14 protein-coding genes are annotated in these 14,161 nt (G+C 50.2%); 7 read left to right on the forward strand and 7 right to left on the reverse strand.

The window, feature by feature from the left end; translation table 11 throughout:
- Positions 1-60: 60 nt before the first annotated feature.
- Both TY10_RS29920 and TY10_RS17130 read left to right on the forward strand, forming a co-directional pair.
- A complete protein-coding gene (locus tag TY10_RS29920) occupies positions 61-621 on the forward strand; it encodes a hypothetical protein (protein WP_081735333.1) in 561 nt (186 codons plus the stop codon).
- Between the two features lie 226 nt (positions 622-847).
- Positions 848-1,477 carry a carbon-nitrogen hydrolase family protein gene (locus TY10_RS17130; protein ID WP_042165999.1) on the forward strand — a complete coding sequence of 210 codons (630 nt, stop codon included), beginning with the start codon at positions 848-850 and terminating at the stop codon, positions 1,475-1,477.
- A gap of 885 nt (positions 1,478-2,362) precedes the next feature.
- Here the strand turns inward: TY10_RS17130 and rpmG are convergent.
- Together rpmG and TY10_RS17140 are read right to left on the reverse strand one after the other, a co-directional pair.
- Positions 2,363-2,512, reverse strand: coding sequence for a 50S ribosomal protein L33 (gene rpmG, locus TY10_RS17135; protein WP_042166002.1), 150 nt, complete (start codon positions 2,510-2,512; stop codon positions 2,363-2,365).
- 15 nt (positions 2,513-2,527) lie between these two features.
- The gene (locus TY10_RS17140; RefSeq protein ID WP_042166004.1) at positions 2,528-3,736 is read right to left on the reverse strand and encodes a GTP-binding protein; all 1,209 of its coding nucleotides are present in this window, start codon (positions 3,734-3,736) and stop codon (positions 2,528-2,530) included.
- Positions 3,737-4,172: 436 nt separating this feature from the next.
- Between TY10_RS17140 and TY10_RS17145 the strand changes: the two genes are divergently transcribed.
- The 3 genes from TY10_RS17145 to TY10_RS17155 all read left to right on the forward strand — a co-directional run bounded on the left by TY10_RS17145 (position 4,173) and on the right by TY10_RS17155 (position 7,315).
- Positions 4,173-5,177 (forward strand): Gfo/Idh/MocA family protein, encoded by a 1,005-nt coding sequence (locus tag TY10_RS17145; RefSeq protein ID WP_042166006.1) that lies wholly within the window; start codon positions 4,173-4,175, stop codon positions 5,175-5,177.
- 64 nt (positions 5,178-5,241) lie between these two features.
- Complete coding sequence (locus tag TY10_RS17150; RefSeq protein ID WP_042166008.1) at positions 5,242-6,192, forward strand: AraC family transcriptional regulator; 951 nt, start codon at positions 5,242-5,244, stop codon at positions 6,190-6,192.
- 43 nt (positions 6,193-6,235) lie between these two features.
- The gene (locus TY10_RS17155; protein WP_042166010.1) at positions 6,236-7,315 is read left to right on the forward strand and encodes a Gfo/Idh/MocA family protein; all 1,080 of its coding nucleotides are present in this window, start codon (positions 6,236-6,238) and stop codon (positions 7,313-7,315) included.
- 86 nt (positions 7,316-7,401) lie between these two features.
- Here TY10_RS17155 and TY10_RS17160 read toward each other — a convergent pair whose 3' ends face one another.
- The 5 genes from TY10_RS17160 to TY10_RS31665 all read right to left on the reverse strand — a co-directional run bounded on the left by TY10_RS17160 (position 7,402) and on the right by TY10_RS31665 (position 11,225).
- Entirely contained in the window at positions 7,402-7,959 is a 558-nt protein-coding gene (locus tag TY10_RS17160) for a sugar O-acetyltransferase (protein WP_042166012.1), read from the reverse strand.
- A 134-nt stretch (positions 7,960-8,093) separates the two neighbouring features.
- Positions 8,094-9,029, reverse strand: a complete 936-nt coding sequence (locus TY10_RS17165; RefSeq protein WP_042166014.1) for a hypothetical protein — start codon at positions 9,027-9,029, stop codon at positions 8,094-8,096.
- Between the two features lie 15 nt (positions 9,030-9,044).
- On the reverse strand, positions 9,045-10,007 hold the full coding sequence (locus tag TY10_RS17170) for a cysteine peptidase family C39 domain-containing protein (RefSeq protein ID WP_042166017.1): 963 nt from the start codon (positions 10,005-10,007) through the stop codon (positions 9,045-9,047).
- Positions 10,004-10,906 carry a helix-turn-helix transcriptional regulator gene (locus tag TY10_RS17175; RefSeq protein ID WP_238327746.1) on the reverse strand — a complete coding sequence of 301 codons (903 nt, stop codon included), beginning with the start codon at positions 10,904-10,906 and terminating at the stop codon, positions 10,004-10,006. The genes TY10_RS17170 and TY10_RS17175 overlap by 4 nt, the downstream gene beginning before the upstream one ends.
- 127 nt (positions 10,907-11,033) lie before the next feature.
- A complete protein-coding gene (locus TY10_RS31665; protein ID WP_081735334.1) occupies positions 11,034-11,225 on the reverse strand; it encodes a hypothetical protein in 192 nt (63 codons plus the stop codon).
- 373 nt (positions 11,226-11,598) lie between these two features.
- Here TY10_RS31665 and TY10_RS17180 point away from each other — a divergent pair, with 373 nt between their 5' ends.
- Both TY10_RS17180 and TY10_RS17185 read left to right on the forward strand, forming a co-directional pair.
- On the forward strand, positions 11,599-12,096 hold the full coding sequence (locus TY10_RS17180) for a P-loop NTPase family protein (protein WP_042166023.1): 498 nt from the start codon (positions 11,599-11,601) through the stop codon (positions 12,094-12,096).
- A gap of 808 nt (positions 12,097-12,904) precedes the next feature.
- A complete protein-coding gene (locus tag TY10_RS17185) occupies positions 12,905-13,996 on the forward strand; it encodes a GntR family transcriptional regulator (protein ID WP_042166026.1) in 1,092 nt (363 codons plus the stop codon).
- Positions 13,997-14,161 lie beyond the last annotated feature (165 nt).

Consider the following 14,161-nt stretch of genomic DNA (forward strand, 5'->3'; position numbering starts at 1 on the left):
GCTAAAATAACATCAACTTTATTTTAATACAGTTGTATTTTATAAAAGGAGTGGAACGCCATAATCGCTGCGTTTATTATCGGATGCGAGATCGGATTCTGGCTGTTTGTTGCGGCCGGCCTGCTGTTCCGCTATATTTTCCGGATGAAGAGAACCGGAGCCTTTCTTCTGCTGTGTACGCCAGTCGTCGATTTGGTGCTGTTGTTCGCAACTGGGATTGACCTGCGAAACGGTCAGACCGCTTCTTTCATCCACGGCCTGGCGGCCATTTATATCGCCGTCTCCGTCGTATTCGGACATCGGATGATCCAGTGGGCCGACGGTCAATTCGCTTATCGCTTTGCAGGCGGCCCGAAGCCGGAACGTAAAGTTAAGCCGAAATACGGTCAGGCGCATGCACGGCATGAGCGTGTCACCTGGTTTCGTTATTTTATCGCCTATGTCATCGGCTGTGTGCTTCTGCTCGCTATGATATTCTTTATCGGCGATGCGGAACGGACAGCTGCGTTAATGGGGACAGTGAAGGTGTGGTCAATCATTACCGCTGTTGATTTCCTGTACAGCTTTAGTTTTACGCTATGGCCTCGAAAGGAAAAGAACAATTCGACTACGATGTCATAATGCACTTCGGCCGTCAGCCTCTCTTTCTTTCTGTGGAAGAGGCTGGCGGTTTTTTTGTGTATGGTTTCATTGATTGGGTACTCTGTCGGCGGAAAAACTTCTTGTTTTCCGAGTTGTCCTCTTGCCGCCGCCAAATAGGCTGTTGCGAAGATCCGATTTACAAGATTAGGATAATAGAGCATCGAAATGAAATTCCATGAAACCATTTGGGGAGGCCGACTGTCGTATGAAAATTTTGCTGATCCAGCCTAGGCTTGAAAATACACTATCGCAATTACGAGAGGCTTTGCATGACTATCCAGACGTGGATGCTGTCGTTTTTCCAGAGGGTTACTTAAATGAAAATGTAGAGGAAGCGCGGACGCTGGCTGGCCAGCACGAGGTGATATTAATTGGCGGATACCGGAAGCTTCAGGAGCGCCCCAAGGATCAAGCCATTATCGTGGGACGGTCGGGGGAAATTGTCATGGACCGGGTCAAATACAGCAATACTGCTTTTATCAGCCAAGCTGGCCTTACGATGGGTATCATATTGTGCGATGAACTAGTATTACAAGGGGTTAAAAGCGACGAGCCCCCGTCCCCTGATTTAATCATCCATTGTATCGGTGTCGGCATGTTCAGCAAGGAACAATTCGATGAATGGACTACTGCAGCTCAGCAAATGGCCAGAACTTATCGTACATATATGATCGGTGTCAGCCATGCGGACGGATTTTATAGCGACAGTACGATTTCGATACCAATCGCATACGCGTTTGACCGGGAGGGCAACGTCATTTTCATAGCCGAAAATGATACACGTCCGCGGATCTGGGACACAGAGACCAATGAGGTCATTATCCTCCAACCCTAAATACACTTCGTTATCTCTCTGACGCCGAACTGAAAACACCATTTAACGAATCGACTTCGCTATTTTGCGAAGCGAGCTGCGCTGTTCTGCCGTGTACAGCTGCCCTGTTTCCCTACAGCGAACTAAACTTCGCTTTTCGTGAACCTAAGTTCGCCAATAGCGAAATTAGGTTCGCTGTAGCCGCACGTGCCTTGCAAATCCACCTCTACAGCGAAAGCAGCTTCGCTATTTTGCGAAGCTGCTTCGTTAATTGGTTACTTGGAGCGAAGTGGGAATGTTGCTGTTTATTGCTACTTATAGCGAAGCGGGAACTGTTGCTGTTTATTGTTACTTGGAGCAGGCGGTTAAATTTGCTATTAGCATCACCTTAGTTTACTGTGCAAAAGTTTGCTGTTCATCGTTACTAAGTTCCTGCCACGAAGCTGCTTTTCTGCTCAAATGTAACTAAATCAATGCTGTAACTTTCTACCGCCAACCCTAAACACACTTTAACGAACCTGCTTCGCTATTTTGCGAAGCGAGCTGCGCTATTCTGCCGTGTACAGCTGTCCTGTTTTCCTACAGCGAACTAAACTTCGCTTTTCATGAACCTAAGTTCGCCATTAGCGAAATTAGGTTCGCTGTAGCCGCACATGCCTAGCAAAGCCACCTCTACAGCGAACACAGCTTCGCTATCTTGCGAAGCTGCTTCGTTAACTGGTTACTTGGAGCGGAGCCGGGACTACAGTTGTTCCAAAGTTACTTGGAGCGGGAGGAGAACTGTTGCCTATCTAATGTTACTTGGTACGGAGCGAGAACTATCGCTGTTTTAAGTTCCTTAGGAGTGGAGCGAGGAACCATCGCCTGCCGCTTCCAAGCAAGGCGGCGCAAGCGCCGCCTCCCGCATTACCTGGTCTCGCGGTGCAGCGTGACGCGCTTGAGGCGCGGACTGTATTTGCGGAGCTCCAAACGCTCCGGCGTTGTCCGTTTGTTTTTCGTCGTCGTGTAGTTGCGGTCGCCAGTTTCGGTGCACGCAAGCGTTACAGTTACTCTCATGGCTGGGTCACCTCCTTATTGCAGCGCATAGGCTTCGTCCGGTACGGTTGGGAACGGATCGGACAGCTTGCTCCAATCGCTCCCCATCTCATCCTCGCTCAGCAAGCAGTCATCAAGCGAAGCTTCGAGCTCCGGCCGGTTCAATCCGATACCGATCAGCACAACCTTGTTCATCCGATCACCGTACTCCGGATGCCATTGCTGGGCCAACTCCTGCTCTTCCGCCAGCAATTGAAGCTTTTCTTCTTCTGGCAGTGCATCCGCCCACAAGCCCGCAGGCCCGAATTGAATGGACGGCCCGGCTTGGCTCAAGCTTTGCGCATGCCGGCTGCGTGAAGCCAGCCATACGATCCCTTTCGCCCGGACGACATCCTCCGGCCATTGCTCCATCCATTTCATCAAACGCCCTGGATGGAAAGGTTTGACCCGTTGATAGACGAAGGAAGAAATGCCGTACTCCTCTGTCTCCGGTGTATGCACCGGTGATTCCAGTTCTTTAATCCAACCCGCCGAGCGGCTGGCCGCCTCAAAATCAAATAAACCGGTATTCAATATTTCCGATGGCGTTACCTGGCCCTTTACCGTCCGGATCAGTTTGGCGCGAGGCTGGAGCGTACGCAATACGCCCTCAAGCTCCTCCAGCTCTTCCTCACCGACCATGTCGCATTTGTTCAACAGCAGCACGTCGCAAAACTCAATCTGGTCAATCAGCAAATCAACTACCTCTCGCACATCATCCTCACCCACTGCCTGATTACGATCCAGCAGCGTTTCTCCCGAAGAATAATCATGCCAGAACCGATAAGCGTCTACGACGGTCACCATGCTATCGAGCCTGCACCATTGTGTAAGGTCGATGCCTTGCTCCTGATCAATATAGGTGAAGGTTTGAGCCACCGGCACCGGCTCCCCGATCCCCGTCGATTCGATCAGGATATAATCGAAGCGGCCTTCCTTCGCCAGCCTTTCCACTTCGCGGAGCAGATCCTCTCTCAGCGTGCAGCAGATGCAGCCGTTCGACATCTCCACCAGCTTCTCGTCGGTACGCGACAAACCGCCGCCATTTTTCACAAGTTCAGCATCGATGTTGACCTCGCTCAAATCATTGACGATGACCGCTACCTTCATACCGTCCCGATTATGAAGCACATGATTTAAAATCGTCGTTTTACCGGCTCCCAAATAGCCGCTTAATACCGTTACCGGAATTTTGTTCGTTGTCATCACTGCCACCTCAATCTTCTTATTATCGTTCTGCACCATTCAACAAAGCGTAATAATTACGATTATGCACCGTAAAAAAATCTGACTCGTCAGCCAGATACTTGCCGCTTTGTTAAATCGTAATAATTACGTTTAACGATAGTATACGGTCTCTATCCTTCTTCGTCAACTCGAATTGCTTCGACCTTGCAATCAGCAAGCAATAACTGCTGCTTTGCAATCCGCAGCATCACAGCCCTCCCCCACCGGGCAGCACAAATCTGATTGTTGGAACTCGCTGCTTCTTCCATTTCTCCTCATGTCGTAATATCATAGTATCAAAGTCATGAATTCGCACTAAAAATAAAGATTTAAATATGTTAGATTAAACATGTTGTCATATTTTTATAGTGATTATAACCATTAAATAATCGAACCTACGAGGAGTGAGCAAGTTATGCTTCGCATTGGAAAAATAAGCTATTGGCATGTCCATGCTTGGGATTATACGAAACAAGCCCAAGAGCACCCGGACACTGAAATCGTTGCCGTATGGGATGAGCTCCCTGCCCGCGGAGAAGAGGCTGCTGCCAAACTGAATGTCCCTTTCTATGCCGACCTGAATGAAATGCTGGGGCGCGACGATATTGATGCAGTTATTGTAGACGCGCCAACCTCGATGCACGAAGAGGTCATGACGGCCGCAGCAAAAGCCGGAAAACATATTTTTACGGAAAAAGTAGTTGCACCTACGCTTAAAGAAGTAAACGCTGTCTTAAATGAAGTGAAGGCCAGCCAAGTGAAGCTGACTGTGTCGCTTCCGCGATTGAATGACAGCTATACGCTCGCTATACGCGACGTTCTGAAGCAAGGTTTACTCGGACAGGTTACGCTCGTTCGCGCCCGTCTTTCTCATAACGGGGCAACAGCCGACTGGCTGCCAGAGCATTTCTATAATTTGGAGCAATGCGGAGGCGGAGCGCTTATCGATCTCGGTTGCCACCCGATGTATTTGGCCAGACTGTTCCTGAATGAGCTTCCCGAGCAAGTATCCGCTCAATTCAGTTATATAACCGGCAAAGACGTTGAGGATAACGCTGCTGTACTGCTGAAAACGGCTTCCGGAGCGGTTGGCATCGTCGAGGCGGGCTTCGTCAACGACCATTCGCCATTCACGCTTGAAGTACATGGCACCAAAGGCTCGCTATTGTACGGAACTCCGCAAGACAAGCTGTTGCTTCGCTCCTCCCTTGCAACTGGCAATGCTGCCGAGCAATGGACGGAAATCCCGCTTCCTGACCGCCGGGAAAGCGCCTTTGACCAATGGGTTCGCCATATTCAAGAAGACACAACAGCGGATGAGAACATTGCTTTGGCGGTTGATCTGACGAAGCTGATGGAAGCTGCGAATCTGGCAGCCAAGGAACAACGCAACGTTCGCCTCGACGAGCTGGAAGGCTAATAAATAAAATCTGGCATTCGCACATGATACATGATGGATGGCTTAACTGACAGGAGGGGTCGACATGGCAAGCTTTCCTTATGAGGATATGCGGGAGCGGCCGGATGCGCTGGAGCGTCTGGATTTGCGGATCAAATGGGGGCAATACGATATCCATGTGCTTCGCTTTCATCTGACGACGTTTCAGGCGGGGCGAGTCATCAGCTTTCATAAGCATGCGGAGTTCGAGCTGCATTATATCCCGCAAGGCAAAGGAAAAGTGATTCTTGTCGACCAGGAGTACCCGTTAAAATCCGGCATGTTCTACCTGACTGGCCCTGACGTTATGCACTATCAGGAAGCGGATGCCAGCGAAGCGATGGAAGAGCTCTGCCTCCATGTCGATATTATTGACCGTACCGAGGGAGGGAACGACGATCCCTCCTCCTACGACGATTGGGAAGCGGCAGAGGCTCGTGATTGCATCACCAAGCTGAAATCACTGCCGCTTTATCCGGCCAAAGATATCCATCAGGCGATGCCTTACTTTTTGCAGGCATATCAAGCCTGCAGCGATAATTTTACCGGCAGCTATACGACGGTCAAGCAATCGGTCATTCAGATTTTGCTTCGCTCAGTCCGGGCGTACGATGCCTCGAAGGAGCATAAGCATTTTCCGATGCGGGATATGAAGGCGTACCGGTTCCGGCTGGCGATGGAGCATATTCATGCCAATTATGATGGAGCGATAACACTTGAGGATGTCGCGGACCGGCTTAATTTGAGCACCCGCCATATCCAGCGCTTGTTCAAGGAGCTGCATGACGGTCAAACCTTCAGCCGGATTCTGGAGGATATTAGGCTGGAGGCAGTTTGCCGGGCGCTGCTGGAAACGAATCAATCGGTTGAGCAGATCGCCAAAGGAACAGGCTTCACCGGCGGCAACTATCTCCATGCCGTGTTCCGCAAGAAGTTCGGGCTCACCCCTACGGAATACCGGAAACAGCATGAACAGCAGCCGCTGTCTGTGAAATAAGTCCACATTTTATATAACAACTACTATTAGGAGGTATTTTACTATGTCTAAAGTTTACAAGCTTGCTATTATCGGCTGCGGCGGCATCGCCAACGGCAAACATTTGCCAAGCCTGAGCAAATTGAACAATGTTGACATCGTCGCATTCTGTGACATCGTTGAGGAGCGCGCAACAGAAGCTGCTTCCAAATACGGCGCTGAAGGCGCACGTGTCTACACGGATTACACCGAACTGCTCAAAGATTCCTCTATCGAAATCGTGCATGTATGTACGCCAAACGACTCGCATGCTGACATCTCCATCGCTGCTCTTGAAGCTGGCAAGCATGTCATGAGCGAGAAGCCGATGGCAAAAACAGCCCATGATGCAAAACGGATGCTAGAAGCAGCAGAGCGCACGGGCAAAAAGCTGACCGTCGGCTACAACAACCGTTTCCGCTCCGACAGCCTGCATCTGAAAGCGGTTTGCGAATCCGGCGAGCTGGGCGACATTTACTTCGCGAAAGCGCATGCGATCCGCCGCCGTGCCGTTCCGACTTGGGGCGTATTCCTCGACGAAGAAAAACAAGGCGGAGGCCCGTTGATCGATATCGGTACGCACGCGCTTGACCTGACGCTTTGGATGATGGACAACTACAAGCCGAAGGTTGTACTGGGCACAGCCTATCACAAGCTTTCGCAGCGCGAGAATGCCGCTAATGCTTGGGGACCTTGGGACCCGGCGAAGTTTACGGTAGAAGATTCTGCTTTCGGCATGATCGTAATGGAAGACGGCGCGACCATCTCGCTGGAATCCAGCTGGGCGCTTAATACGCTAGAAGTGGATGAAGCGAAATGTACCCTCTCTGGTACTGAAGGCGGCGCGGACATGAAAAACGGCCTGCGCATCAATGGCGAGAAGCATAGCCGTCTCTTCACGACTGACGTCGATCTGAGTGCTGGCGGCGTTGCCTTCTACGAGGGCAGCTCGGAGAACCCTGCTGATCTGGAAATGAAGCTGTGGATCAAAGCGATTGACGAAGATACCGAGCCAGTCGTTACGCCGCAGCAAGCTTTCGTCGTCTCGCAAATTCTTGAAGCAATCTATGAATCGGCGAAAACAGGCAAAGCGGTATACCTGTAAGCCATAATAAAAAAGAAAGCCGTTCCGGCGGGTCCCCATGACCTATTTCCGGAACGGCTTCTTTATTTCACACACTGTCTGCCTATTTAAGAATTCATTATTTTTGCAGGGTTTCCCCCAACGATAACATTGTCGGGCACGTCTTTGGTCACTACTGCACCGGATGCGATAACGGCATTGTCCCCAATCTTCACGCCCGGATTAATAATCGCCCGCCCGCCGAGCCATACATCGTTTCCGATCGTAACCGGCTTGCCCAGCTCCGCCCCAGAGGCGCGTATACCAGCGTCCAGCGGAAGGGTGGCAGTATAAATATGAACGCCCGGCGAGAGCAAGCAATTATGACCAATCCGAACCTCGCATACGTCTAAAATCACACAATCAAAGTTGGCGTAAAACCCGTCGCCAATATGAATATTGTAGCCGTAATCACAGCGGAAGGTCGGCTGTACATACAGGTTAGAACCGGCCGAGCCAAACAGCTCCTTGAGCAATGCTGTACGCCGGTCATTCTCCGACTCCAGCGATTGATTGTAGAGACGCAGCAGCCGGCTGGCGTTTTGCCGGTCCAGCACTAGCTGCGGATCAGTGGCATGATAGAGCTCGCCGCTCCTCATCTTTTCTTTTTCCGTTCTCGACTCCATTTCGTCGCTTCCTCTCCTCCGTGTTCAAGCAGCCCAACTGGGCCTTTGCACTAGTTTTGTTCAAAACCATGCTGCTTAAACGTGAATCGGAGATAGCAGAAGGATCTGCTTCCTAGCAGGGAGGCTATACTCATTTATCTTAAACCGACATAATCGAATCGATTGCCGGCCGCTTCTCTTACAAGCAGGATTAACTCACGGATCGCCAGCGACTCTGCCTGATAGGCATCCTGCAGCAGCCTTATTCGCAGCGCCGTCGATTCACTTGCGCAGACACGCTCCATAAGGCCGGCAAGTGTCCGGTAATGCGCCGCCGCCTTCCCTGCTTCTCTCCATTCCTCTTCCACTTCAGCCATATAATCGGCTAAATCCCGCTTCGCCGCAGCCAGCCATTTCAGCGTTATCTCTGCTCCGTCAGCATCATAATCACCGCTTGCCAGCGCATCAAGGATCGCTTGGTATACTTCGCCGCCACAGGCGTATTCCTCACGCGGCAGCATCAGTTCATGCTCCTCCCATTTATAGATAGCCTGCAGAAAGGACTCCTTATACACCGCTGCCGGATCGAGCTTCATTCCTTCTTCCAGCACTTGCAAATGATAGTAAGGAGGAGAACCATATTCATCATATGGAAGCTGCTGAACATCGTCATGGATGCCGTCTTTGTAATAAATACGCTTTGCTTCATCGTTATAACCACAGGCAACAACAAATCTGTCCCGCCAAAAGATAGCCGGAGTACCGCAGTCAATGGAAGCTTTAATTCGCCCGATGACATATTCACGGTAGAGCGGAAAGGTCGGCAAGAACGTAAATCCGGCATATTGCGATGAAGTTACGCCGATCAGGTCCGCCGCGAGAAAATTTTCCGCCATCCAATTGTAAGCGGTCGATGATTCAGGCTTTAACTGCCGGTGAACCGATTGCCGGAAGCCAAAGGCCGTCATGCCTGCCAGCATCGCTTTGCTCCGCGTAAACCACCCTTGATGCTGCAGCACCGCATGAAAAGCGTCGATATACGACCTTGATTCTACTTTCATTCCAATAGGGCTCAAAAGCCGGTCCGCCATCTACTCTCTCCCCCTTTATCTTGGAGCATGAGCGCCCCATCTCGGTAAAATGTGCTGCTCTGGCTTATCATTGTCGGCACATACTTTACGAATATGCTCCATCGCCGCATGCTCAAGCGGCTCTGCTGCCGCCAAATATTCCGCTTCCGCAGTGAAGCTTCGGGCACCATTCTCCGCAGGTGCCAGCTCCGTCAGCTCCGCATATTTCGTATAAGCCGTCTTTAGTTCGGGCAGCAGTTGTATCGCAGCAGCCAAATAATCTCTAATCTCCCTTCTCGCATACCAGAAGGTATCGATAATGTATCTGGCTCCGCCCTCATCGAAATCTCCGCTCTTTAATCCGTCCAGCAAATAAGTATAAGCAAGCTTGCCGGAAGCGATCTCCCGGTCGGGCAGCGTTTTGAACGGCGTGTCCCAATCCTCCACCGCTAGCCGCAATGACCCCAGCACTATCGTCTCTACCGGCACTTCAACCTTGTCCCCGATCCAGTGAACACTCCAGAACGGAGTGAAATTAAGCCCAAAATTGTCATACAGCACAATCTGATCCTCGGCGTTCCAGCCGTCCTGTACGAAAAAAATGCCGTCCTCATCGTCATAGCCGCGAATGACGCCAAATTCCGGTATCCAGTAAATAACGCCGATGCCTCTGTCCAGGGTTTCCTTCACGCCTTGCACAGCATCAAGCTGGTACCTGCGAAAAGTCTCATGTCTAGTGCGGCCGCCGTCGGATTGGGTGAAAATAGCCAAGTTGTCAATCGCGCGATGATGCTCGGTTCCAAACTGTCCGTAGGCCGACACCGACATTGGAAGCAGCCGTTTATGAACGCTAAATTTAAACGCCAGTCCGCTCAAGCCCGACAGCCACGTCTTGGAGCCGTCGAACAGTCCGGCTCCTGTCAGCACAGCGTAAAGACTGTCCGTGAATGCCTTGGATTCCCGCTTCATCGGCATATTTTCCAAATAAACGCGCGTCATCCTTCTACCTCCCCGTTTAATCGATTCAGTACACTGCCGCATCTGGCTTGCAGCTTTTCCCGAAGCCATTTCGGAGCGAGCAGCGCACTCCAAGAGCTTGTCATTAAATGCCGGAGAAATGCCTCCGTATCGTAAAATTCGATTTCGTATAGATCGGACGAATCCGCAGACGGCTTTGCCGCAAACCCGCCCCATGACGGACCGGGCTGCTGTTGAAGCTTTATTTTCGCCGTAAAGGGCTGCTGGACCGGCCGCCAAGGTTCATCGATAGGATAGGCTTTTACCGGCACGGCCCCAATGCTCCGTTTGGACTGCTCGGCGAGTTCGATTTGTTCGATGGCGCCAAGGCGGATCATCCGCTGCTTCTGATTATGCTCGCAATAGGAGGCGACATAATCGATGTTGTAGCGGGATTCGAATTTGACCGGATAGACGCGCAGCCGCTCGCCCTCATATAGGAGATCGACCGCGCACTCTTTCTTTATCGCGTCCGATAGAAGCAAAACGCTCTGCATCAGCTTTGGATTAAATTCAAAAACAGGCAGTCGTTTATCGCCGGAATCGTCCTCCGCATCCGTGAAGCGTTCCAGCAAATAAGCGATTCGATTCGCCGCATCCGCATTGTCATAGTCGTATTGCCGGTAACGATGAATCAGAAACCGTAATATCCGTTTTTCGTCCTCGGTCATATACAGGTGGGGAAGAATATAGGTCTGCTCCTCGTACATATAGCCCCGATGCTTGGCGATATAAGCGAGCGGCGCCCGCAGCGTAATGTTCATATATTCAATATCCCGCTGAGCTTGGCGTTTCGATATTTCAAACTTCTCCGCAAGCTGACTGCTGTTCGGATAGCGGCTTTCCCTTATTTGCTGATCGAACCACTGAATCCGGTGCATATTGCTCAATGGCATTCCCCTCCGGAAAAATATTACTTTTCCTTATTACACCATCTGAATCGAAAATTGCGCAACAGTCCCATTAAAAAATCCGTTCCTCGGGAACGGATTTTTGCTTACGTTCGGACTATGATCCCGTAACAGCGTCGATTCTGCTTTGAACCGCGCCTTGGCATCTTTTACATACTTTCAGAACAGTTCCGTCCGTTTTCGAACGGGAATACAGCAGTTTGATTCTTGTCATATTGCACACCGGGCACGTGCCCCGCCCCCGTGAAGGCAGATTCCACAACGCCCGTCCCCTTTTAGTTTTAGCCATTGGCTGATACTCCTTTATTTGTCGATTTCAACTTAAATTGTCTTACAGTTTCCATTATAGAAGAGGTGGTACGACATAAAATGTCGTACCACTAAAAAAGTTTTCAGGCTTTATTTTAGATGAGGTGCTGTGCTGTTTTGCTTGGAGTTTGGACATTAGGAATGAGGGATTAGGGTTTAAAATATTGTGCGGAGGCCTATCATTTGATAGCCTCATAAATAGAGGAAACAAAAGTAGAGGGAACAAAAATATATACAGTGTGCTGCTATAGAGGTAAAAACAGCTTGAGACCATTCATCTGCGGTCATGCAACGACATATTCGGATATCTATTATCCGTTCGAAATTGTTGAGCGGCATGCGAAGGAGAGTCCATGAAGAAAATTCTAATCATCGGAATCGTCGCCAGCGGCAAGACGACAATGGCTAGAAGGTTATCCGCTACGCTACACATTCCCTGGTATGAGCTCGACACTATCGTTCATCATCAGACGCCGTCAGGACGACATAAACGTACGGCGGACGAGCAAGTGTCTGTTATAAAGGAGATTGACCTTAATGGGGATGGAACATGGATTTTCGAAGGAACGGATCGCGAATCGTATCAATGTTTATTTGAGATGGCCGATACGATCATCTTTCTCGATCCCCCCTTATGGAAGCGACACATTCGCATTTTCGTTCGATTTGTGAGGCAGAAGCTCGGCATTGAAGCCTGTCATTACAAGCCGGACTTCACCATGCTGAGAATGATGTACAAGTGGACTCGCGATTTCGAAGCGAACCGGACAAGCTTCGAGGCCAAGCTCGAGCGGTATGGCGACAAGGTGGTCAGACATAGCGACAGCAGGAGTCTGGATTTTGTGCGTTAAGTTGTCCACCCATCTGGCCTTTTTCTCGAGTGTAACTAACGGGCGATTACCTTGGAGCAAGCCCGGCGACGTCTTTCTGAAAGATGGACCTGATAAGACCCTCCTAGGATCTTATCAGTTCCACTTCAGCACTTTTTTCATGAGCTAAGACCCTCCCGAGGCCTTAGCTCTTCCCACGAGCATGCTAAACGGCATTTTTCGGCATGGCAGACGACTATAAGATCCTAGCAGGGCCTTAAAGCGTTCGCCAAAGTGCTTGTTTCAAGGGTTAAGACCCTCCGAGGGTCTTATCCCTGCGCACACAACGGATGTTTTTGCTATCCTTCACTCCTACACGAAGCTTATGGTAGGCCGTGAAGAATCAAAATGTAATACTGCATGCTGTTATCCATTTTTTAGTCGATTTATCGCATCAAAATGCAAAAGTGCAGTTTGATTGTCCTAAAAAGCCTCTAAAGAGCAAAATCGCATGATTCCAAATGTACTTTTACATTTTGAACGCGTTTTGGGACCTTTTGAGCCTCCTCAAACTGTACTTTTGCATTTTGTTCTTATACAGCACGAGTGGCGAGTATACAGGGTTGGCTTTTCGACAACGGGCTGGCGCTGCGCTGTCACAAATGCGTCTCAATAGTTTACAGCCTCCCTCTCCACTTCTTCTTTCTTTCCCTCAACACGATCTGTCGAATTGCCGCGCCGGGCCATAACTTCTTTTCGCACGCACGCGTCAGCATCAGAATTTGTCCGGTTGCCGCCTCAACCGAAACTGCTATAATGAATGAAAGACTAGAGGAGTACGGGGTGTAAGATGACTAAGCGATTGCCGAAATATGTGCAGTTGAAAAAGGAATTGCTTCAATGGGTGCAGACGGGGAAGCTTCGGCCCGATGAGCAAATGCCGTCCGAGCATGAAATCACCCAATTGTTCCAGATGAGCCGCCAGACCGTAAGGCAAGCGCTTGGAGAATTGGAGACGGAGGGCGTGCTGTACCGCATTCAGGGCAAAGGAACATTCGTAGCGCATCCGTCATCTCCCGAAGATAAGTCGATTCGGGCCGTCGGCATGCTGACGACTTATATTTCGGGTTATATTTTTCCGCATATCGTTCGCGGCGCAGAGGGCAAGCTTCGGGAACGCGGCTATCAGCTGCTGCTGTCCAGCACGGACAACGACAAGGCGAAGGAGCAGGAAAGCTTGAGTCTGCTTATCCAGCAGCCGTTAAGCGGACTCATTATCGAGCCGACGAAAAGCGCCCAGACCAATCTAAATCTTAATTTCTATTTGACGCTATCCAACCTGAACATCCCTTACGTGATGATTAATGAGCGATACCCTGAAATCCATTGTCCGGTCGTAAAAGTCGATGACGAGCTGGGCGGATTTCTCGCAGTAGAGCATTTAATCAAGCTGGGACATCGGCGTATTGCCGGCTTTTTCAAAACGGATGATCTGCAAGGGGTTAATCGGCTAAAAGGCTTTATTCGCGCTCACCAGCAGTACCGTATTGCGGTCAATCCGGAATGGCTCGTTCACTATGCGACAGAGGATCTTCATACTCATGTTCCCGCTGCTGCAAACCGGCTGCTGCAAGCCGAGGCCAATCGGCCTACCGCGCTGGTCTGCTACAATGATGAGCTCGCTATGAAGCTGCAAGAGACATTCAAGCCATTGCATCTGAACATGCCGGAGCATATTTCCGTGGTCGGCTTCGACGACTCGCCAATCGCGTCTGCGATGGGCTTAACGACGGTGTCCCACCCTAAGGCGGAGCTGGGAGAGAAAGCTGCAGAGTTGTTGCTTGACCTAATTGAGAAAAGATCAAAAGCGGAGGATTTTGTCTTCCAGCCGGAATTAATTGTCCGAAGCTCTACAGCCCCTGCTGCTGATCCGCCAGCTTAACATGAATCTCCCCAAGACGGCTTTGATGATTGCCATACTGCTGAGTAAGCAGTTTACAGGCAGCATCAAGGCCGTTTTTTATCAGAGAAAAAAAGTATAGCCAACTTGTACGTACATGTTTATAATATAAACAAAACTTGTACTTACTTTATACAGCATGAGGAG

Source organism: Paenibacillus gorillae (assembly GCF_000513275.1).
GTDB lineage: Bacteria > Bacillota > Bacilli > Paenibacillales > Paenibacillaceae > Pristimantibacillus > Pristimantibacillus gorillae.

Bases quoted from the DNA above. Each gene is read 5' to 3' on its own strand.
- TY10_RS17130 (WP_042165999.1), top strand. From the start codon at position 848: ATGAAAATTTTGCTGATCCAGCCTAGGCTTGAAAATACACTATCGCAA.
- rpmG (WP_042166002.1), bottom strand. From the start codon at position 2,512: ATGAGAGTAACTGTAACGCTTGCGTGCACCGAAACTGGCGACCGCAAC.
- TY10_RS17140 (WP_042166004.1), bottom strand. From the start codon at position 3,736: ATGACAACGAACAAAATTCCGGTAACGGTATTAAGCGGCTATTTGGGA.
- TY10_RS17145 (WP_042166006.1), top strand. From the start codon at position 4,173: ATGCTTCGCATTGGAAAAATAAGCTATTGGCATGTCCATGCTTGGGAT.
- TY10_RS17150 (WP_042166008.1), top strand. From the start codon at position 5,242: ATGGCAAGCTTTCCTTATGAGGATATGCGGGAGCGGCCGGATGCGCTG.
- TY10_RS17155 (WP_042166010.1), top strand. From the start codon at position 6,236: ATGTCTAAAGTTTACAAGCTTGCTATTATCGGCTGCGGCGGCATCGCC.
- TY10_RS17160 (WP_042166012.1), bottom strand. From the start codon at position 7,959: ATGGAGTCGAGAACGGAAAAAGAAAAGATGAGGAGCGGCGAGCTCTAT.
- TY10_RS17165 (WP_042166014.1), bottom strand. From the start codon at position 9,029: ATGGCGGACCGGCTTTTGAGCCCTATTGGAATGAAAGTAGAATCAAGG.
- TY10_RS17170 (WP_042166017.1), bottom strand. From the start codon at position 10,007: ATGACGCGCGTTTATTTGGAAAATATGCCGATGAAGCGGGAATCCAAG.
- TY10_RS17175 (WP_238327746.1), bottom strand. From the start codon at position 10,906: ATGCACCGGATTCAGTGGTTCGATCAGCAAATAAGGGAAAGCCGCTAT.
- TY10_RS31665 (WP_081735334.1), bottom strand. From the start codon at position 11,225: ATGGCTAAAACTAAAAGGGGACGGGCGTTGTGGAATCTGCCTTCACGG.
- TY10_RS17180 (WP_042166023.1), top strand. From the start codon at position 11,599: ATGAAGAAAATTCTAATCATCGGAATCGTCGCCAGCGGCAAGACGACA.
- TY10_RS17185 (WP_042166026.1), top strand. From the start codon at position 12,905: ATGACTAAGCGATTGCCGAAATATGTGCAGTTGAAAAAGGAATTGCTT.